Origin of the sequence: Zhongshania sp., from assembly GCF_047636175.1 — a bacterium.
GTDB lineage: Bacteria > Pseudomonadota > Gammaproteobacteria > Pseudomonadales > Spongiibacteraceae > Spongiibacter.
Window position 1 is genome coordinate 119,628 of record NZ_JBLIKC010000007.1, and the last position, 19,537, is coordinate 139,164.

The following is a 19,537-nucleotide window of genomic DNA, read 5'->3' on the forward strand; positions in this document are numbered from 1 at the left end:
TCGAAATCGTATTTTGCTGTCATGAAATCTGGCCTAACTGTTATTAGTTAGCGAATCAAAATGATAGTCTGATAGCTTAAAATCCTGGTTCCGGCGCCGGAATGTAAAGGTAAAGCCGGGCCATAATTGGGTTATCTTACCGGTGCGATGCTTATACCAACTGTCGCAGCCAGTCGCCCATATCGAGCCGCCTAAAAGTTTTTGCAGGCCTTCATTATACTCTTGCTGCACGGCTAGTTTCACTTCGACAGTTGCTGAGCTATTTTCCTCCATGGTCTTGAGCACGCCGCTAATCGCATTCACTTGGGTTTCGATCATATATACCATGGAGCTGTGACCGAGGGTGACATTGGGGCCAACAATAAAAAAGAAATTCGGGAAGCCGTGAACGCTAGCACCTAAAAAGGCCTCCTCGCCGTCTTTCCATACCTCTGCTAATTGTCGGCCATTGCGGCCGTAAATTTTTCCGGCGATGGGGTTGTCAGTGGCGTAAAAGCCGGTGCCGAAAATAATACAGTCAACCTCCCGCTCGACATCGTCGTTGGTGACAATGCTGTGTTCTCGAATTTCCCTTATTCCCTCGGTAACAAGATCTACATTGGGTTTTTGGAGGGCCGGATACCAGCCATTGGAAATGAGAATACGTTTGCAACCCACCGGGAAACTGGGCGTGAGTTTTGGCCACATCAACGGGTCTGTTACCTGACGCTGCATGTGGTTTGTTGCTGCGCGCCGAAATAATTTCATCAGTGCGGGATGAAGCACCATACCTAGTACACGAGTTTCGTTTTGGCAATAAATCTTGGCGCGAACGATTTTTTGAACGAAGGGAATATGCTTAAAAATCCACTTTTCAAACCGGCTATAGGGTCGGTCGCCACGGGGTATTATCCAGTTGGGTGTGCGCTGAAAAACCGATAGTTGCTTAGGTACACCGGCGATCTCTGGCACAAACTGAATAGCTGATGCGCCGGTGCCGATAACCGCGACCCGTTTGCCCGGCAATGGGTAGTCGTGATCCCAGCTTGCCGAGTGAAAGTGATGACCGGCAAAGGTCTCTACGCCCGGAATGTCTGGGAGCTTTGGCTCAGCCAAACCGCCGTTGCCGCTGATAACAAAGCGCGCTTTAAAATTGCCACCGCTGGTATTGACCAACCACTGACCGCTGCTTTCGTCATAGGCGGCTTTGCTGAGGGTGTGATCAAAGCAGATATGTGAGCGCAGCTGGTATTTGTCGGTGACTTTTTGCAAATAGGTTTCTAGCTCGGGCTGGCTGGGATAGACCCGTGACCATTCGGCGTTCGGTTCAAAGGAAAAGGAATACAGATGGGATGGCACATCGCAAGCCGCTCCGGGGTAGTGATTATCACGCCAGGTGCCGCCGACATCTTTGGCGCGCTCTATGATGGTGAAGTCATTGATACCCATTTCTTTTAAGCGGATAGCCATTCCTAGACCGGCGAAGCCCGTGCCCACGATCAGTATTTTTGTCTCGGTATAGTTTGCGCTGTCGCCAAAATCTAAATTAGCCATAAAATGTTCCTATTATTGTCATGAGCGCGGAAAATACAGCGTGTAATCATATAGTGAGATCCACTAATTTATAGGTGGGAAGCGGACATTCACTGTAGAATTTCGGACACGCTGTGGTGTTCGCTGATCGCGGAATATAGCTTAAGCGGTATTCTTGAAGGCAACGCTGCGCCGCTTGGGTCTTTATGTGGCGGCCATCTTCTTTTGGATGAAGTGTAGGCCAGCATGTATCAGCCCAAAAAAAGCAGCGGCCAATAGGCCCATGCTAATTCCAATGTACAAAAATAGATCCGGCGCCTTCATCATCATCGACATTAGCGATTCTTGATAGAAAAAGAACCACTGATGATCATCGGGAAATATCCAGCGGTGCGCCGCGTAAAAAACCTCTACCCATCCCACTGATATGATGGCGATAGCGACACCCACCAGCAGCACTGAATTCACGGCGAGTAATTGCTTATAGTTGGGCAGCGGCCATGAGCGGAATATGAATAGCGCCACCAGACCAAGCCACAGCGCCAGCATATAGGGCTCTAATTTTTGGGTGAGGGTGATTAGGTTTGATACGTCTTGCAGATGCACTATCTCGGCATGATGTAGCAGCGGTATTTTGACATTGGCTTTAGGCGAATAGTAAATGTCTTGTAAGCCGTGGCCCTGCTGGGTGACGGCTTGGCAAATTTGCTGGAATATCGCAATTCGCTGCGCGCGGTCAGTATTTTCAAAGCCGCTGCGATAGCGGTTTTGCGGGCCGGTTTCAGCGATGGTTTCAGCAATACCAATATTGTCATGCCAAAAACCATACAAAAAATCGGCACTGAATAAGACATGCCAGCTCAGGTACAGACACAGAATGAGGCTCAATGTGCTGTATACAAGGTTTTTTAGAGGCAATACAGATTTCTTAAACATGAAACATAGCTTGTGTGGGTGCCTTCGTAGCTATCTATATAATGTCGGCGGTAACTATAGCATCATAGAAATATCTTGAGCATCATAGCAATAGCTGGGTCACCACGGCCTTAACCGGCTTCAGAATGTGCGTCGCTATTTGTCATACAATGCAGATAGAATTTCTAGTAACCGTTCAGACAAATCTACCTAGAGTAACGAATGACACCTGCTGCCCCAGCTACATTCCCCCAGACATTGCATCCCCGACGCATTCTGCAGGTTTTAGATGACATTGATGCGTCGGCGCCAAGTTATACATTGAATAGGCCGCAGGCCCTGAGAAGGGTGTTTGCGGTGCTTGCGTGCGTATCATTATGTTTGTTGCTCATTCACTACCTAAAGTATTCCAGTGTATTTTTAGACCTGTTGCGGCTTTTCAGTGAGGCGACCGAAAACTCGCCCAACTATTGGTATTTGAAAATCCGTCAAACCGGCTTTCTTGAGTTGGCGACCTACGCTTGGTGGACGTCGTGGCATATTGTTGGTTATGTGCTTATTCCCGCCTTGATGATTAAATACCTATTTCGCGACCGCCTCGTAAATTTCGGCTGGCGTTGGAACGAGACCTCACGGCACTGGCGAGCCTATGCATTGCTGCTGTCACCGATCTTGGTATTTATTGTGATCGCGTCGTTTAATCGCGAATTCTTGGCCCACTACCCTTTTTATAAACAGGCTGGACGCAGCTGGTTCGATTTTATTGCCTGGGAGATACTGTATTTAACGCAGTTTATTTGTTTGGAGTTTTTCTTTCGCGGCTTTTTCTTACAGGCATTGCGCCCTGCTGTGGGTGCAAATGCAGTGTGGATAATGTGTGTGCCGTATTTGATGATTCATTTTCCTAAGCTGTGGCCAGAGGCTTTTGGTGCGATTTCCTTTGGCTTGTTTTTGGGGATTTTAGCTCTGCGCTCTAGATCAATATGGGGCGGATTTTTTGTTCACGCCGGTGTTGCGGTGGGAATGGATGTGGCGTCATTATTTCAGCAGGGCCGTATACCAAAGGTATTTTGGCCGTTTTAGAAGACCTTAGCTGTGCTATTGTCGGTATAGAAGATTAGTTGCTCTAGGCCTTGCTAAGGTGTGATTTTAGCTAGGTTTTGGAAATAATAATTTAGTTTGATATTTTGTCGGCTCGCGCTGCATCGCTAAGATCCAGAAAGCCATGCATCCGCTATATTCAAGGTCATGCCCTAATATTGTGGGATGACGCGTTTTAGGCCACTAGCTTTTTCTACTCGGGTTCAAATTATGTTAACGCTCAACAGACCGGAATTATTTCGCCAGCTAGCCTATATCAATGGCCAGTGGCGCAACGCAGCCTCTGGCGAAACCACCTCGGTGTATAACCCTGCGAATGGCGAGTTGCTGGGCACAATTCCCCGTCTCAGCGACCTTGAAACTCGCGCTGCAATTGACTCTGCCGAATTGGCTTGGGGCTCGTGGCGCAAGCTGACAGCCAAAGAGCGCAGCGCTTATTTACGGCGGTGGTTTAATTTGATTCAAGCCAACGCCGAAGACATCGCCCAGATTATGACCGCGGAGCAGGGCAAGCCGCTGGCCGAGGCGCGGGGCGAAGTTCAGTACGCGGCGTCCTTTATTGAGTGGTTTTCTGAAGAAGCCAAGCGGACCTACGGCGATGTTATTCCCAGCCCGTCCAGTGATAAACGACTGATAGTGGTCAAGGAGCCGGTGGGTGTGTGTACCGCCATTACACCTTGGAATTTCCCCGCCGCCATGATTACCAGAAAAGCGGCGCCGGCCTTAGCGGCGGGTTGTACGATGTTGGTTAAGCCCGCTGATTCCACTCCGTTTACGGCATTGGCATTGGCGGCCTTGGCTGAAGAGGCGGGCATACCCGCTGGAGTTTTTAATGTTCTCACTGGCAAGTCGCGGGTCATTGGTGCGGAATTCACATCCAGCCCTAAAGTGCGCAAGTTGTCCTTCACCGGATCTACTGAAGTGGGCCGAAAATTAATGGCGCAGTGTGCGCCTACCTTAAAGAAATTGTCTTTAGAGCTGGGCGGCAATGCACCTTTTATTGTGTTTGAGGATGCTGACCTAGATGCGGCGGTTGAGGGGGCAATGGCCTCTAAATTCCGTAATACCGGGCAGACTTGTGTGTGTACCAATCGCTTTTATGTTCACGACAAAGTCTATGCCAGTTTTACTGAAAAGCTGGCTAAGGCCGTGGCTGCGCTAAAAGTAGGTAATGGCGTTGACGAGGGTGTGTCGCAGGGGCCGTTGATTGACGAGGGTGCGGTGTTAAAGGTTGAGCAGCATATTGAAAACGCCCTAAGTTTGGGTGCCAAGATTTTAAGTGGCGGTAAGCGCCATGCTCTTGGGGGCAGTTTTTTTGAGCCAACCGTGCTTACTGAAGTAAGCCAAGAGATGCTTATTGTTCAAGAGGAAACCTTTGGGCCGGTTGCGCCGATACTGCGTTTTCACAGTGATGATGAGGTTATTCGACTCGCCAATGATACTGAGTTTGGTTTGGCGAGTTACTTTTACAGCCGCGATATTGCTCGGGTGTGGAAGGTGGCAGAGGCGCTTGAGTACGGCATGGTGGGAATTAACACCGGATTAATTTCAAATGAAGTTGCGCCCTTCGGTGGGGTAAAACAATCTGGTTTTGGTCGTGAAGGTTCGCATTACGGTATTGATGAATATCAAATTGTGAAATACATGTGCATGGGTGGTCTTGAATAGACGCTGACGCCAAAGCTAATACGGGCTGGTTTATAAAAACCAGCCTGCCGCGAAAGGCACGAACACGGCGGTAAAGGTGCCGGTTAGGCACAGGGCCAAGCTTGAGAATGCACCCGCCACGGGGCTGCGTTCAAAGGCCCGTGAGGTGCCGATGGCATGGGCAGAAAGACCGAGACAAAAACCCCACAAACGGTCGTCTTGAATATCTAACTTATTAAATAGCCAGGTAATGGTGGTGATGCCCACCACGCCCGTGAGAATCACCGATGCCACGGCAATGGTGGTTATACCGCCGAGATCTTCGGTCACGGTGATGGCGATGGGCGTGGTAATCGATTTAGTGGTGAGTGATAACAGGGTGTCTCGATTCGCGCCAAAAAACCAGGCGATGATCAGCGCCGATGTTGACGCGAAAATAGCGCCGGTGGCGACGGTAATAAGTAAGGTGCTGGCCATATTGCGCAGTAAATGCAGCTGCCGGTAAAGCGGTACAGCGAGGGCGACGGTGGCAGGGCCTAATAAAAAGGTCAGCCAATTCACATCTTTATAATAGGCGTGATAATTCTGCTGCATCAGCACCAATGCCAGCGCAATTAAGGTGGCTCCGCTAATGGTGGGGTGCAAAACGGCGGCGCGACCACTTTTGGTGTACAGGAACATCGCCCCTTGGTAAGCCAATAAGGTGAGGGTGATGGCGAATAGGGGGCCGTAAATTATGGCGCTCATGAGGCCTTATTCCGGCTGTGTAAAAAACGGATTAATAAGCCGCAAAACACGATAGTACTCACGGTGCCAAGGGTGACGGCGGCAATAAACGCCGGCCACTGATCGGCAAAGCCCGCCCCCAGAAAAAACACCCCAGCGGCCGGTGCCATCAGCAGCATAGGCAGTAATTCTATTAAGCGCTGACTGCCAGTTTCTAAATCTTTTGGCACATTGCCGTGAATGCACAGGCCAATAAATAGCAGCAACATACCTATAACAGGACCGGGCAGGGGCAGGTCCAAGGCGCGCTGTATAAATTCGCCCAGTAGTTGGCAGCCAAGCAGAGTTAGAAAGCCAGCTAGCATTAGCGTTTTAACATCGGCAGTGCGCTGACGATGGCAGCAGCACCTAAGCCGATAAAGGCGAATAGCGACCAGTTGGGCATACTGAAACCAAACAGTGTCCAGACGATTTCTGCGCAGTTACCATCGCCCAACATCAGGGTGCGAAAGGCTTCACCAAAGGGTAGATTGCTAAACATATATTCTAGGCTGGGGCCGCAAGCAGGCACCTGATCTGGTGGCAGACTTTGCAGCCACACTTGGCGATAGGCCACTGAGCCGCCGGCAATGGTGGTTGCCAGCATTAGTCCGGTGCTGACATAGCGGCCGTTTTGGTGGGGATTAGTGATTAAGGCGATTAAGGCGACGAGGGCGGTCAGAACAAAAAAGGCGCGCTGGGTTATACATAGCGGGCAGGGGTGTAGACCGTCAAAAAACTGGGTGTAAAGTGCATACGCTAGCAGCGCGCTGCAGCAGACAACAATAAAAGCGTATATCCATCGGGGCGTCAGTGACATAGGATTTTCTCTCTCCGTAAGCGCCATACATTAGGGGATTGCGTAAATACTGACAAGTACGACCTTGGTCGTGGCAGTTGGTGCCAGTTTTAATCAATTTTTAGGGTGTAGATACGCTGCTAAATTCCTCAAACAACTGTTCCTGCAGCGCTGGGTATAGGCTAAGGAACTGCTGCTCAATAAAAGGTAGGCGAAGCGCGAGTTCAGCACCGCAGTAACTCAAGGGGTTTTCTCTAGGTATTCGCTTTGCGATGCGCGCCAGCATGGCCTCAATATTATCCCAGCTGTCCATTTTACTGAGTACATCGTATTCCGCCAAAAAATGAATTTGCCTTGCGGCTGCGCGCGGGTAGTCTCCCTTGTTCAGGAGTACGTGCTGATAGCAATCCTGAGTAAAGCTCTTAATCGGACTTGCATGCAGCTCATTCCAGCGCAGGCTCAGGCAGTGATCAAAGCAGACATCCAACATAATGCCACCGTAGCGACGATAGTCCGTTGGCAATATAGCGAGGCAATTGCTAACCAGTGCATGACTGTCGGTGAGTGCGTCTATGCGGCGGTGAAGGCGAATGCCGATTTCCCATGCTGCGGGGTAATTGCCCTGCAATGGGCCTTTAACAAAGTCGCCTAGCAGCCCACCAATCAGTAGGCCCTGTTGATCTAAGCCAGTGCGACTTGCCAGCTGGTGGGCCAAATGAAAGTGGGCGAGATAATTCACAGATTCTGATACTGCTCGTAGAAGCGACTGAGATATTCGTCGAAGCTTTCGCTTTGCTCTGCTTCAACCTCAGCTTGGGCAGCAATCGAGGTTTCGCGCATGCTTGCAAAGCGTTCGCTCTCTTCTGCGCTTAGGCCGCGCTCGCGAAATACCTTGGCGTGTTGCAGCGACTCTTCCATGGCGTAGTGATAGTAGCTGTCGTTGCGTTTCTCTAGCGCCGCCAAAATCTGTGCCGACGGGGTAAGGCTGACGTCGTGAACCTTGGCGAGTTGGGCTTCGCAGCTTTGGCTATAGGCATCGCTGCTGTGGGCAGAATCTAGCTGGGCGGCAACCCGACCGATCTCGCCTATTAATTCTTCCGCCCATTCTGCCAGCGGCCTTAGACTGCCGATTTGTTCTAGCTCTAGACCCGGTTCACGACCGCGGTTCACCACCGTCAATAAATTGCGACTGATCTCAGCGTTGTGGTCGTCATTACAGGGCGGGCTATCTTGATAAAGACAGTAGAGCAAAAAGGCATCAATAAAGCGGATTTGCTCTGCGTTAATACCCACCGGCAACATGGGGTTTACATCAATACAGCGCACTTCTATATATTCCACGCCACCACGGCAGAGGGCGCCCAGCGGAATTTCGCCGCTTTCGGTGACACGCTTAGGGCGAATGGGGCTATAAAATTCGTTTTCAATTTGGAGCAGGCCGGATGATAGTTGCTCGCCCTTGGCAATACCCTCGTAGTCGCTATGCGAAGTGGTGATGGCACCTTTTAATGTCTCCACATAGAAATCTAAGTGGTTGTAGCAAATGTGGAGATTTTTCTGGGCGCTGCTTTGATAGCCCAAGTCGCCCATGCGCAGCGAGGTCGCGTGCGGGCCGTAAAGGGTATGCTCGCCCAATGGCTGCAGCTGATGTGGTTTGCCGTTTAAAAAGCAACGCGATACTGCCGGTGCAGCGCCAAATAAATAGATGAGCAGCCAAGCATAGCGGCGGAAATTACGAATTAGGCCAAAGTAGTTATTGGTGATGTAGGTCTTGAGTGGCAGATCGCTATTTTCGGCGGCGTGTAATTCTGCCAACACCGATTTTGGTAGCGAGAAATTGTAGTGAATACCGGCAATGGTTTGCATCTTGCGACCATAGCGATGCCCTAAACCCAGGCGATAGCGGGTTTTCATTGTGGCGGTATTGCTGCTGCCGAAGCGGGCGACGGGAATGTCGCTGTCGTTTTTGCCCAAGCGACAGGGCATGCTCGCATTCCAAATGGTCTCATCGCCCATTTCACTCACTGCAAACCGATGTATGGCGTCTAACTCATTTAAGGTGTCGTCAATCGAGTTGCTGACCGGGGTAATGAACTCCAGTAAGGCTTCTGAGAAATCAGTGGTGATTGAGGGGTGGGTCATGGCCGAGCCAAACGCCGCGGGGTGATCGGTTTGGGCCAGTATTGCCTCGGGGTCGGCTCTGAGGCTTTCTTTCTCGACGCCGCGCTGGATCTCTCGCAAGAGATGTTGTCGTGGCGCTGCTGCAAAAAATGCCAGTCTTTGTTCTAGCGATGTGGCCAAAATGGCTTCCTCAGCGGAGCTTGAAAAGGCCGCTAAGTGTAAATCCGTGCTGGGTTGTGAACAAGCGTTGAAAGTGACGTGATTGTCATGTTCATTAAGTCCTGATAAAAGAATCCCCCGAATTGAGGAGAACGATCATGCCTGAACCACAGGCCTGTATCTTTGTTGAGGGTAGCAGCGCGCATTTTTTCTGGAATACAAACTTGTTGACGGCCTTAGCCCGGCACAGCTAAGCGATGCGGTGTCGAAGGCATTGGCTTTGAGCGACGCCGGTGTAAATCGGGTATGGGCATTTTTGGTGCAGATTGCTGGCGCAGTATTGCACCGGCGGCCCGCCCCACCGATTTAAAACCATTGTCGGCAATTGGCGAGGGCAGAAGACGGTCGCCTTAATTCCAGAGGGTGAGCCCGGCGCCGGTGGTAGCTATGTGATGAGTCAGCAGTGGGTGCATAATTTAAGGTCGTTTAGCGCCCTGAATCAGTCTGAGCAAGAGGCGGTCATTGGTTTTGTACCAAGCCCGACAGTATTGAACTGGACGACGAGACAATGCCGGACAATTCCCATGTTAGCCGCAGTGATGTAAAAATAAATGGCGTTACCCAAAAATTATACCGGCGTAGTGTGCCCTTTGGTGGTGTCTTGGAACATGGCGCGTATTTTCTGGCATTTAGCGGCGATCTTCGCCGATTCGACCATATTTTGCAGAGCATATTTGGCGTCAGCAGCGATGGTGTTCACGACCATTTAACAGAATTTTCCACGCCAGTGAGCGGAAGTTATTGGTTTGCGACATCAGCCACTGAACTTTTTGCAATAGGCTCCCTCTAATAAGTTGAAGTCTCCTACTTAAGGTATATTTTGAGCGCTCATATGAGCGCTCTTTTTTTGCCTGAATTTTGTTGTCTCTCTTCGTACTGAACCTGACTGGCAACACGCACGCCGAATTATGAATCACTTTACTCCTGTGAGTTTGCTTGGCATTGTTCATCCATAGCTAAGTGATTGTCTAATATTTGGAGATAATAATGAATAACATCGGTCTCCCCGCCTTGCGGTGGGTCAGTTTGGTTTGTGCTCCGCTATTTCTATTGGCGTGCAGTAAAGCGCCTATGCCGGCAGATATGGCGTCGGCTGTTGAGCCAGTGACCGTTCAAGAATGGAGTAAGCACGGTGGAACTGACGCTGAGCAGCGGTTCTCGCCGCTTGAGCAGATTGTCCCTGCCAATGTTGAGCAATTAGGCTTGGCGTGGGCATTTGATTTGGGGGTTAGTCGTGGTATTGAGGTGACACCGCTAGTGGTTGATGGTGTCATTTATGTGACTGCTACCTGGAATAAAGTGTCTGCGCTAGACGCGAGAACGGGTGAGCTGCGCTGGCAATTTGACCCCCAGATTGATCGCAGCAAGGCGGCCGATTTGTGCTGTGATGCGGTGAATCGCGGGGTCGCCTATTCCGACGGCAAAATCATCACGGGCACTATTGATGGTCGCTTAATCGCATTAGATGCCAAAACCGGCAAAAAATTATGGGACGTTGTCACCGTAGATCAAAGTCAGCCGTACACCATTACCGGTGCGCCGCGGATTGTTAATGGCAAGGCCATTATTGGTAACGGCGGCGCGGAATACGGTGTCCGTGGCTATGTGTCAGCTTACGACGTTAACAATGGCGACATGGTTTGGCGATTTTATACCGTTCCTGGCAATCCTGCCGATGGCTTTGAAAACCCAGCAATGGCCAAGGCCGCAGAAACTTGGAAAGGTGAGTGGTGGAAATATGGCGGTGGCGGCACGGTATGGGACTCTATGGCCTACGACCCAGAGCTGGATTTACTCTATGTTGGGGTTGGTAATGGCTCACCTTGGAATCAAAATATTCGCAGCCCCGGTGGTGGCGACAATCTCTATCTCTCGTCGATAGTCGCGCTGCGGCCGGACACCGGCGAGTACGTTTGGCATTACCAAACAACCCCGGGAGAAACTTGGGATTACACCGCCACCCAGCATATGATTCTGGCGGAGCTAGATATTGATGGTAAGCCGCGCAAAGTTATTATGCAGGCGCCCAAAAATGGTTTTTTCTATGTGATTGATCGCGCCACGGGTGAACTTCTGTCGGCAGAGAACTACGTTCCCGTTAACTGGGCAACGCATATTGATAAGAAAACTGGTCGGCCGGTAGAAGTACCTGAGGCACGTTGGGGTGGACGGGCGCCACACTTACAGTTGCCGGGGCCGTTTGGTGGTCATAACTGGCACCCTATGTCGTTTAGCCCCGATACCGGACTTGTTTATATTCCGGCTATCGAAGCCCCCTATATATATTCAGATGATAAAAACTTTAGTTATAAAAAAGGTCATTGGAATACCGGAGCTGACAGCGCGATGGGTTCGCTGCCCACGGACATGGCGCAATTTAAAGCCATGAAGGCGGCGCTGAAAGGTCGCCTGTTGGCCTGGGATCCGGTTAAGCAGCGTCCGGCCTGGCAGGTAGAGCATGGCAGCCCTTGGAATGGTGGGGTCTTGTCGACCGCAGGCGGCTTGGTATTTCAGGGTAATGCCGATGCCAAGCTGGTTGCCTATCGGGCCGACACTGGCGAGCGTCTGTGGGACTTCTTTGCCCAGACCGGGATTGTGGCGCCACCGATTAGCTATCAGTTAGATGGTGAGCAATACCTTGCGGTGGCCTCAGGTTGGGGCGGAACCTTTACTCTCGTTTATGGCGGTCTGTTCCCCGCAGGAAGCGATGCCGGTGTCGGCCGTTTAATGGTATTTAAGCTAGGCGCCACCGCCAAGTTGCCGGCCTTGGCAGCCTCTACTATGGCAAAACCGACACCGCCGGCATCCACTGCCGACGCGGCGACGATCGCTGAAGGTAAGCAACTTTACGATAACAACTGTGTTGTTTGTCATGGTGATCACGTTGTTTCTAGCGGTTTGATTGCTGACCTGCGCTGGTCGCCGCTATTGCATAGCGATGAGGCGTTGAAGGCAGTGGTGATTGACGGTGGTTTAACGTCGCGTGGCATGCCCGCATTCAAGGGTATAATTAGTGAAAGTGAGTCAAGAATATTGCGGGCCTATATTATTTCTGCGGCCAATGAAGGCTTGGAAGAAAAGCTGGGAATAGGTAAATAAAAAATTAGGAGCGACAGATTTTCTGGCGCTCCTAACAAGTACGTCATCATTGCCGAGCGTGCCTAAAATTATAAAGATGGCAATGGCTGCCATGTTTAACTCGACACCTCGTTTCCCACCACTTTTAATTTTCGACAGCATTTCTTTTTAATTTTTAAATATATGACATCAAAAATATTTTGGGTGTTAAGGTTGTAAGAAGGTATTAATACGATACGTGCTAAAACAGTTTTTAATAAAATTGGCGATGCAATAGAGTTTTATCGTCGTCTAATGATGGTTCTTTTTCTTTTAAAAATAATAGTAACGAAGACCCCATCTCCGTCTGCGTAGATACAGGAAAAGACGGTGCTAAAAAGTAGTTCGTAGTAACCGGCTGCTGTTGCTGGGAGTAAATTTTCCGCAGAACAAGGTCTAAACAGTAACTGAAAAACCAATTGAGATCGTTCAAGCACTCCTGATAAGCGCCTACTTCGTCATCCCAGATGATAAAGATTTGAGCTATGCGATAGAATACATAGGGGGCATATATTCGTACTAGCTTGGCGCTACTTGCAGGTGCAGCGGTGCTGTTTCAATTTTTCTCATCTCTGCATGCCTACACCTCAGTTGCATGCGTGTTGGGATTTGGCGGATTACCAGTGCTTTTAATAGGTGGCTATCGTTTTAACCATTTGCGCTCGCAGTTGAAAAAGTACGCGCCTAGCTAAGACGCACACCTCTGCTTTTACAGCGAATTATAGAGTCCGCCTGTCTTAACGCAATACGGCTTCCTGCGCTACTGACGCAATTAGTTCGCCCGATTGAGAAAAAATCTTGCCAGTAACAAGTCCCCGACCATTCCCTGCCCAGTGACTCTCGGTGCGGCATAGCAACCACTGATCTACTTTGACCGCTGCGTGTATCCACAGTGAGTGATTCAAAGATGCCAGAAATTTTATCCCTGCTTCGCTGCCGTGTGGCACGGCTATTGTGCCCGGCAGCCAATAGTCTGACATCAGCGCTAGGAGCGAGTGGTGGTCGCGTTCATCGCCAAGCTCAGCGGCCGAGGGGGTGCGAATCCAAAAATCGCGAAAGGCGGTATCGGGACTTTCAAAATAGTGTTCAGGATGTAGCATCCGCAGCTCAAAAATATAGGGCTTGGAAAGCACCGCAATGATCTGCTCTGGTAGGCGATGACTATTTTGCTGGGCAAACATTTCTAGACTGAGTAATGATTCAGGATCGGGCGGATTGCCGAGGTCAGTAAATTGATGGCTCAGACCCTGCTCGCCTGCGTGGAAAGAGCACAGTAGCTCGAATATCACCCGTCCACCTTGCTCTGCCGTCACGCGGCGAGTCGCAAAGTTGCGGCTATCACTGAGGCGCTCCACCACATAATCAATGGTGTCGTCGATCATCCCGCCACGCATAAAAAAGCCGTTTAGGCTGTGGCACTGCCAATTGCTTACCGTGCGAGTTGCGGCGGCTAGCGATTGACCAAGGGCTTGGCCACCAAAGGTTACGCCGGCCATATTGTCGAGGTTGTGGCGAGCGCGAAAGCGATCTTTACCAATCTCGTCTAAGTGCAGCATTTCACTGGCAGTTGGAATATATCGGGTATTTGGAGAGATGTTCACTGAGATTTTACTCGCTGCAATGCGTGAGGGGCCTAGAGCATATGGAACAACAGCGATCACTTCAACCGGGGCGCTTGATTAAAGCGCGCTCGACTTAAAATTGAGCGCTGTTATTATGTATCAGTAAGCAGGCGGTATAAGACTATTCAATAGTAAAAGAGATTAAAAACGTGGACATCATTCGTATTATTTTTGCGATATTACTGCCGCCACTTGGGGTGTTTTTACAAGTGAGTTTAGGTAGGCACCTTTGGCTGAATATTATTCTGACGCTCTGCGGTTATTTGCCGAGAATTATTCATGCTGTTTATATTATTGCTAAAAAATGATAAATCCTACCTTAGAACAGCGACTACAACGCAGTCGCCAATTCGCAATTTTATTAGACGGCGCCTAGAGTATTCCTTTTACTCTAGTAAAATTTGGTGTCGATGCCCTACTTGGTTTGCTGCCGGTCGCGGGTGATTTAGTAAGCGCCATACTTGGCTTAGGTATTGTTTGGCAGGCGCATAAGCTTGCTGCGCTCTCCTCATTAAAATTTAAAATGTTTGCTAATATCGGCGTGGATTTTGTGCTGGGAAGCGTGCCGATTATCGGCGATATCGCGGATGTGGCGTTTCGAAAAAATATCCGCAATGTGGACTTGCTTGAAGATTGGCTAAAAAAGCTCATAAGACAGAAGGCCCAAACTAAAACTGAACTAGGTACATTGCTACAGAGTTTTAATTAGTATTAGCGGCTCGATCCTCAAAGCTAAAATGGATCGCATACCGCCGACTCCGATATTGACTGCTTAAAAAGAGTATAAAAATTCTAGTAGAGACAGCTGAGCGCAGACTTAGCGTGCTAGCAAGCAAGCGCATCGTTGGAGTAGGCCGGCACTAAGCGCCCACCGTTTAGCACCTAGAGTTCTATACACTTTGTTGTTGCCAGTCCAAATCAAATGTATAAGAGGCTTAAAGACGAGCCTAGCTGCATTTTACGTGTGAAGTCGTAGTAGTATGGGGTCACGATTATATGAAATCAGCTATTTATGACTATAGAAAACCAAAAGTTGGTCGAGCTACTCGGCGACTTTGATGATGCAAGTCGAGTATTGGCCGCAGCAGAAGCAATCGCCAAACATGCAGAAATCGGGCGGGTTCTAGATACCGCGCGGCTTATTATGCTTGAAGATGGTGGTCCGGCCGCACTTGAGAGTCGCTCTCAGGTATTGGAAGAAGCCGGGATTTACCTGGGCACCGACTGGGCTGAGCCCCAGCTGCTGCTGCCAACGCTAACCCCTTATTCTTTAGCCAGCGCAGAGGCCGCTACGGTCACCATCGAGGGCTTAAGTGAGTTGCGCTTGCTTGCCGTCGCGCTTGGGGAATATGAGCACTCAGCCATTTCTGCTGAGCAGGCTCATCACTTCTTAACACAGTCTATTGCACTGAATCTTGACTTACTGTTCTCAGCGGGGTCAGAGGCCGAACGGGTAAAGCAGGGCTCACTTGCAATGGTACCCCGAGCGCTTATGCAGCACCTTGCTCAGCGGATTGGCTTTGAACATATTATTGACCAGCTAATAGAGGAAATCTGGCGCTTACTCCGACAACGTCCGATTCAAGTGAATCCGGTGAAGAGTATGATCACCCAAATTGCCATATGTCAGACCAGCGAAGGTATGGATTTTGGTACCAGTGGCCTTGGTGCGGCAAGGCTGGTAAGCAGCCTCTACGGACCGACTCAGGCTAGCACTGGCGATCCTGGTATTCCTTATTACGAGCAGCGCTTAGCAAGCTTGGACGGCCAGGCCCTGCAGGCCGAAGCCTTGGGCTTTTCTAGGGCAATGTATGACACCGGTTTGGTGTCGCCTTACCATGCTAGCTTTCTGCGCTTTATATTAGATGACTACGAGAATTTGCTCATTGATGCGCTTGGACTGTCAGGAACCGGTCGCGACGGTCTTCTTTGCTACGGAGATTTGATCAAGGCCCTGATTACCGAGTGTGTATCGCCGTCCACCGCCCAAGCCGTCTACGGTATTGCGATGTTGCTGGAGCGCGGTATTTTGTATCAACAGGGCGTGGCCCAGTCACTCTGGCGGCAGATTAATTTAACTCTGACTGATTGGGCTAAGAGCCGTTTACAGTTTATGTGTGATGCCACCACAACCCCTCGCACTCGTCTTATGGAGGGCGTGGTATGTATGTTGGGTTCCCCATTGGGGATTGGTCAAGGAAATAACCCCACTTGCCAATCGGCGCGGGCACTTTCTATCTGGGCCACAAGTGACCCTACTTATTTGTTGCAAATGATCACCGCCATTGCTCGCGACAATGATTTGACTATGCACTTTGAAGGCCAGGCCATTTCGTCCAAGCAATGTCTTGACGCTTCTCTTTCGCTTTTGCCCTTTGATCTCGATCCGGTATCGATGCTGCTGGTTCCGCATTTAGACGCGACCTATTTGGAAATGGGCCGTTTATGTATAGGCCGCGAAGGTGACCCCCACTGCTGGATTAATCCCGAGTTTCACGGCTGGTGGGTTGGGCGCGGCTTCTGTATTAATGTCGACGTGGCCAGCGGCCAACTGATTGACCTAGAAGCATTCATTCGTAATTTTCACGCGCATTACCATCCGTTTTACAACGGCAACCAACCGCTAATTCATCCGCAACCGGCGGGAATAGCGATTACCGATAGCGCAGGCCGATTTGTCGGATGGCATGCTATCGCCATCATGCGAGTGGCTTTAGATCAAAACTCAGAGATGCGGGTTTATTTCTTTAATCCCAATAACGACAGCGGTCAAAATTGGGGTAACGATGTCATTGTTAGTACCGCTGATCATGGCGAACGTTTTGGTGAGGCCTCATTGCCGTTCGAACAGTTTGCCTCGCGCTTATATATTTTTCACTACGATACCCTAGACTATGGCGAACCTGACAAGGTGCCTGAGGAATCCTTCCATAATGTAAGATCGCTTATTGAATTAAGCTGGGGGCTCGATAGGATTCCCGACACCGGTCTTCAAGCCAGTGCCGGTAGCAATGGGCCGCACAGCTAATAATGTCGCGCTAAAAATACGTAATTGAAAATATTCTCAGCTGGCGCATGCTTCAGAAGTGCGCCTAGCTGATGACGAAAATCTTAATAAAAAATGGGCAAATAATAACTCAAGGACGTTAGTCGAACGACTTTGTTGCGACTGCCTTTTTTCTGCGGATAAAATAGCTGCTATAAGTGTGCCAAACACGACTAGTCAGTAAAGTGTAATTCTCACGCGCTAGAAAATTAAACATCTTACTCGGGTAGCTCGTATATATGCTCAAGTTGTTATTTTCTCTGTATCTTCTGGTTACCTTGAGTGCCTTTGCCAGCCATCTAGATTGCGAGCGAGCAGACATATTTGGGCATTGTAAGAAATGGCAGGGATAAGAAAATCTCTGTGAAAGCCCAGACTTTCTTGGCTTTTGTCCGCCGACAAAATAAGTTCTGAATACGTGGTCTAAGCATTCCCACTATTTATCTGCACAGCTCTAAAGTATTTAGCTAAGGTGATACTTTTAAGCCCTGTCTGCTGCGCTACTTAAAATCAGCACTTGATCGTTGACTTGTGCTTTTCCGCTACGGAGTAAGTATGATGACCACCCATATAAGCTTTAGGACCTTTTAACAATGGCCGCATTATTTGAAGAAATTGATAGCCGAGCGTCCGCTTTAGGTGAAATCTCTCTGCGCAGACGACGCATCCCCGCGTTTGGTGATAGAGACATATATGAAGTTAAGTTGGGCGATGAATATTTAATGTCGAGCATGTTTGTCGAGGCTGAAGAGGCTTTATCCACCCTTGGTTTAGCAGCGGTAAAGGGTGACAAACTCTCTGTTGTTGTCGGTGGCTTGGGCTTAGGCTACACCGCCGTGGCGGCATTAAAAGACCAGCGAATTGCAGACTTATTTGTGGTAGAAGCCTTGGATACTGTCATTGGCTGGCATAAAGATGAGCTGGTGCCGCTAGGTAAAATACTTAATGCGGATAGCAGAAATCACTATGTACTAGGCAGTTTTTTCGATCTTGGTACATCCCCGAGTACGGGCTTTGCACCAGACAGCAACGGTAAAAAGTTTGATGCCATATTATTAGATATCGACCATTCACCCACCGAATTCCTGAACGCCGCTAACGCCGGTTTTTATACGACTGAAAATCTAGCGCTTATGGCAGAACAACTTAAGCCTACGGGTGTGTTTGCGATGTGGTCGCAAAATCTGCCGGAGCAACGTTTTGAGGATTTGCTGAAAACCGTGTTTGAGAAAGTCGATTCTCACGTGGTGTCTTTTTATAATCCTTTTCAAGATGGTGAATCGACTAACTCGGTGTATGTTTGTGTGAAAGCGGCGTAATGCAGGGGAGCAGATAAGGGCTGGAAGTTGCGCTACAGCCGCTGATTCAAAGTCCATTTCGGGTAATCAGAGTGCGATTAAAATGGGCCGCCGCTAACGCGGCCCCTTCAATATCCGGCGAGCTAAGTATGTATCCCTCATACCACTTGTATGATGACTTTACCTCGGCTTCTACCCGTTTTATTTCTAGTATAAGCATCTTCAATATTAGCTATTTGATGAACGCTATCGATGACCGGGGTAACGGCACCGCTTTCAATAAAGTCTTTCAATACCTCTAAGTCGCTAGTATAAGACTCAACCCATACGGGCTTAGCCGATTTATTGCCCATAAAGAAATGTGGGCGGTAGGCATTAAAAAGCGCTTTTCCGTGGCCTGCGGTAGACACAAAGAGGCCATCTTCTGCCATTAATGATGCGCATGTTGTCAGGCTTTCGTAGGCGGTTGCATCGAATACTAAATCAAAATTATTGTCCTCTGATTTAAAGTCTCCCTGTGTATAGTCAATGACCTTATCGGCACCAAGGCTTGTCACCAGATCGATATTTTTTCCGCTACACACTCCAGTCACCTCGGCCCCCATCGCTTTAGCGATTTGTATTGCGAATGTGCCGACGCCCCCTGACGCGCCGATTACGAGGACTTTACTGCCATCACTAACGCTGCCCATACGAAAAGCCTGCAAAGCTGTTAGCGCGGCAAGCGGAACGGCTGCCGCCTCGTTAAAGGATATATTATTGGGCATAAGCGCAATCCGCTTAGTGGCAATGCAGGCGTATTCACCGCAAGCTGCTGTGCGCAAGCGCATATCCATACCATATACTTTGTCGCTGACCTTAAAGTTGCTGACATTACTGCCCCGCTCAACGATGACGCCAGCTAAGTCATCACCAATAATATGGAAACTAGATAAGCTGCCGACTTTAGGGACCAAGCTGGAAATATTGTAATTAAGCTTCCAGTCTTTGGGATTAACCGACGATGCATGCACTTTAACCAACACATCATTAACGCCGATCTTGGGCTTTTTGACGTCTTTGATAATCAACCTTGCTCTAGGTCCAAAACCTATGGTGGTGGCAGCTTTCACTATTGGGTGCTCCTGACAAATTTATTAGAATTAGGGATGGCTATTGGCCCACATCGGACAGCGACACCAATTCAGTAAACCGCTAATAAAGCGGCCCGTTGATGACTTTAACTGTCGGCCTGTTATCTTATTGTACTTCGTTGCGGGCTGAAAATATTTCTTATACGCTGTATGGGATGAAGAGCGCGTATGCCCGTGTACTCGATCATAAACCATAATTTTATGTATATGTCAGTGAGCTTGGGTTAGAGCTGACTTACTAT

19 protein-coding genes are annotated in these 19,537 nt (G+C 49.4%); 10 read left to right on the top strand and 9 right to left on the bottom strand.

Annotated features, from left to right (window positions below; all coding sequences use genetic code 11):
* Positions 1-33 precede the first annotated feature (33 nt).
* Both ACI955_RS05860 and ACI955_RS05865 read right to left on the bottom strand, forming a co-directional pair.
* Positions 34-1,533 carry a flavin-containing monooxygenase gene (locus tag ACI955_RS05860; RefSeq protein WP_415242798.1) on the bottom strand — a complete coding sequence of 500 codons (1,500 nt, stop codon included), beginning with the start codon at positions 1,531-1,533 and terminating at the stop codon, positions 34-36.
* 183 nt (positions 1,534-1,716) lie between these two features.
* Positions 1,717-2,448, bottom strand: coding sequence for a DUF1461 domain-containing protein (locus ACI955_RS05865; protein ID WP_415242799.1), 732 nt, complete (start codon positions 2,446-2,448; stop codon positions 1,717-1,719).
* Between the two features lie 201 nt (positions 2,449-2,649).
* Here ACI955_RS05865 and ACI955_RS05870 point away from each other — a divergent pair, with 201 nt between their 5' ends.
* Entirely contained in the window at positions 2,650-3,510 is an 861-nt protein-coding gene (locus ACI955_RS05870) for a CPBP family intramembrane glutamic endopeptidase (protein ID WP_415242800.1), read from the top strand.
* Between the two features lie 228 nt (positions 3,511-3,738).
* On the top strand, positions 3,739-5,196 hold the full coding sequence (locus ACI955_RS05875; protein WP_415242801.1) for an NAD-dependent succinate-semialdehyde dehydrogenase: 1,458 nt from the start codon (positions 3,739-3,741) through the stop codon (positions 5,194-5,196).
* 30 nt (positions 5,197-5,226) lie between these two features.
* On the opposite strand, the gene ACI955_RS05880 is transcribed toward ACI955_RS05875, so the two are convergent.
* The 5 genes from ACI955_RS05880 to gshA form a co-directional block, all read right to left on the bottom strand.
* Positions 5,227-5,922 (bottom strand): LrgB family protein, encoded by a 696-nt coding sequence (locus ACI955_RS05880; RefSeq protein ID WP_415242802.1) that lies wholly within the window; start codon positions 5,920-5,922, stop codon positions 5,227-5,229.
* On the bottom strand, positions 5,919-6,266 hold the full coding sequence (locus ACI955_RS05885) for a CidA/LrgA family protein (protein WP_415242803.1): 348 nt from the start codon (positions 6,264-6,266) through the stop codon (positions 5,919-5,921). Before ACI955_RS05885 ends, ACI955_RS05880 begins: the two co-directional genes overlap by 4 nt.
* On the bottom strand, positions 6,266-6,760 hold the full coding sequence (locus ACI955_RS05890; RefSeq protein WP_415242804.1) for a disulfide bond formation protein B: 495 nt from the start codon (positions 6,758-6,760) through the stop codon (positions 6,266-6,268). Before ACI955_RS05890 ends, ACI955_RS05885 begins: the two co-directional genes overlap by 1 nt.
* Positions 6,761-6,860: 100 nt before the next feature.
* The gene (locus ACI955_RS05895) at positions 6,861-7,478 is read right to left on the bottom strand and encodes an ACP phosphodiesterase (protein WP_415242805.1); all 618 of its coding nucleotides are present in this window, start codon (positions 7,476-7,478) and stop codon (positions 6,861-6,863) included.
* Positions 7,475-9,040 carry a glutamate--cysteine ligase gene (gene gshA, locus ACI955_RS05900; protein WP_415242806.1) on the bottom strand — a complete coding sequence of 522 codons (1,566 nt, stop codon included), beginning with the start codon at positions 9,038-9,040 and terminating at the stop codon, positions 7,475-7,477. The genes ACI955_RS05895 and gshA overlap by 4 nt, the downstream gene beginning before the upstream one ends.
* A gap of 305 nt (positions 9,041-9,345) precedes the next feature.
* Here gshA and ACI955_RS05905 point away from each other — a divergent pair, with 305 nt between their 5' ends.
* The 4 genes from ACI955_RS05905 (at position 9,346) to ACI955_RS05920 (ending at position 12,888) form a co-directional block, all read left to right on the top strand.
* Positions 9,346-9,624, top strand: a complete 279-nt coding sequence (locus ACI955_RS05905) for a hypothetical protein (RefSeq protein ID WP_415242807.1) — start codon at positions 9,346-9,348, stop codon at positions 9,622-9,624.
* On the top strand, positions 9,588-9,869 hold the full coding sequence (locus ACI955_RS05910; protein ID WP_415242808.1) for a Dyp-type peroxidase: 282 nt from the start codon (positions 9,588-9,590) through the stop codon (positions 9,867-9,869). Before ACI955_RS05905 ends, ACI955_RS05910 begins: the two co-directional genes overlap by 37 nt.
* Positions 9,870-10,066: 197 nt before the next feature.
* Entirely contained in the window at positions 10,067-12,178 is a 2,112-nt protein-coding gene (locus ACI955_RS05915) for a PQQ-dependent dehydrogenase, methanol/ethanol family (protein WP_415242809.1), read from the top strand.
* A gap of 530 nt (positions 12,179-12,708) precedes the next feature.
* On the top strand, positions 12,709-12,888 hold the full coding sequence (locus tag ACI955_RS05920) for a hypothetical protein (RefSeq protein WP_415242849.1): 180 nt from the start codon (positions 12,709-12,711) through the stop codon (positions 12,886-12,888).
* Positions 12,889-12,933: 45 nt separating this feature from the next.
* Here ACI955_RS05920 and ACI955_RS05925 read toward each other — a convergent pair whose 3' ends face one another.
* Positions 12,934-13,797: an acyl-CoA thioesterase gene (locus tag ACI955_RS05925; RefSeq protein ID WP_415242810.1), complete on the bottom strand. Its 864-nt coding sequence runs from the start codon at positions 13,795-13,797 to the stop codon at positions 12,934-12,936.
* A gap of 170 nt (positions 13,798-13,967) precedes the next feature.
* Here ACI955_RS05925 and ACI955_RS05930 point away from each other — a divergent pair, with 170 nt between their 5' ends.
* The 4 genes from ACI955_RS05930 to ACI955_RS05945 all read left to right on the top strand — a co-directional run bounded on the left by ACI955_RS05930 (position 13,968) and on the right by ACI955_RS05945 (position 18,183).
* On the top strand, positions 13,968-14,126 hold the full coding sequence (locus ACI955_RS05930) for a YqaE/Pmp3 family membrane protein (RefSeq protein ID WP_415242811.1): 159 nt from the start codon (positions 13,968-13,970) through the stop codon (positions 14,124-14,126).
* 71 nt (positions 14,127-14,197) lie between these two features.
* Positions 14,198-14,527, top strand: coding sequence for a DUF4112 domain-containing protein (locus ACI955_RS05935; protein WP_415242850.1), 330 nt, complete (start codon positions 14,198-14,200; stop codon positions 14,525-14,527).
* Positions 14,528-14,830: 303 nt separating this feature from the next.
* Positions 14,831-16,846 (top strand): hypothetical protein, encoded by a 2,016-nt coding sequence (locus tag ACI955_RS05940; RefSeq protein ID WP_415242812.1) that lies wholly within the window; start codon positions 14,831-14,833, stop codon positions 16,844-16,846.
* A gap of 611 nt (positions 16,847-17,457) precedes the next feature.
* Complete coding sequence (locus ACI955_RS05945) at positions 17,458-18,183, top strand: spermidine synthase (protein ID WP_415242813.1); 726 nt, start codon at positions 17,458-17,460, stop codon at positions 18,181-18,183.
* Positions 18,184-18,320: 137 nt separating this feature from the next.
* Here ACI955_RS05945 and ACI955_RS05950 read toward each other — a convergent pair whose 3' ends face one another.
* The gene (locus ACI955_RS05950; protein ID WP_415242814.1) at positions 18,321-19,274 is read right to left on the bottom strand and encodes an NAD(P)-dependent alcohol dehydrogenase; all 954 of its coding nucleotides are present in this window, start codon (positions 19,272-19,274) and stop codon (positions 18,321-18,323) included.
* Between the last annotated feature and the right edge of the window lie 263 nt (positions 19,275-19,537).

Coding starts and splice junctions, on each gene's coding strand:
- ACI955_RS05890 (WP_415242804.1), bottom strand. CDS start 6,760: ATGTCACTGACGCCCCGATGGATATACGCTTTTATTGTTGTCTGCTGC.
- ACI955_RS05915 (WP_415242809.1), top strand. CDS start 10,067: ATGAATAACATCGGTCTCCCCGCCTTGCGGTGGGTCAGTTTGGTTTGT.
- ACI955_RS05875 (WP_415242801.1), top strand. CDS start 3,739: ATGTTAACGCTCAACAGACCGGAATTATTTCGCCAGCTAGCCTATATC.
- ACI955_RS05945 (WP_415242813.1), top strand. CDS start 17,458: ATGGCCGCATTATTTGAAGAAATTGATAGCCGAGCGTCCGCTTTAGGT.
- ACI955_RS05910 (WP_415242808.1), top strand. CDS start 9,588: ATGCCGGACAATTCCCATGTTAGCCGCAGTGATGTAAAAATAAATGGC.
- ACI955_RS05870 (WP_415242800.1), top strand. CDS start 2,650: ATGACACCTGCTGCCCCAGCTACATTCCCCCAGACATTGCATCCCCGA.
- ACI955_RS05860 (WP_415242798.1), bottom strand. CDS start 1,533: ATGGCTAATTTAGATTTTGGCGACAGCGCAAACTATACCGAGACAAAA.
- ACI955_RS05880 (WP_415242802.1), bottom strand. CDS start 5,922: ATGAGCGCCATAATTTACGGCCCCCTATTCGCCATCACCCTCACCTTA.
- ACI955_RS05940 (WP_415242812.1), top strand. CDS start 14,831: ATGACTATAGAAAACCAAAAGTTGGTCGAGCTACTCGGCGACTTTGAT.
- ACI955_RS05885 (WP_415242803.1), bottom strand. CDS start 6,266: ATGCTAGCTGGCTTTCTAACTCTGCTTGGCTGCCAACTACTGGGCGAA.
- ACI955_RS05865 (WP_415242799.1), bottom strand. CDS start 2,448: ATGTTTAAGAAATCTGTATTGCCTCTAAAAAACCTTGTATACAGCACA.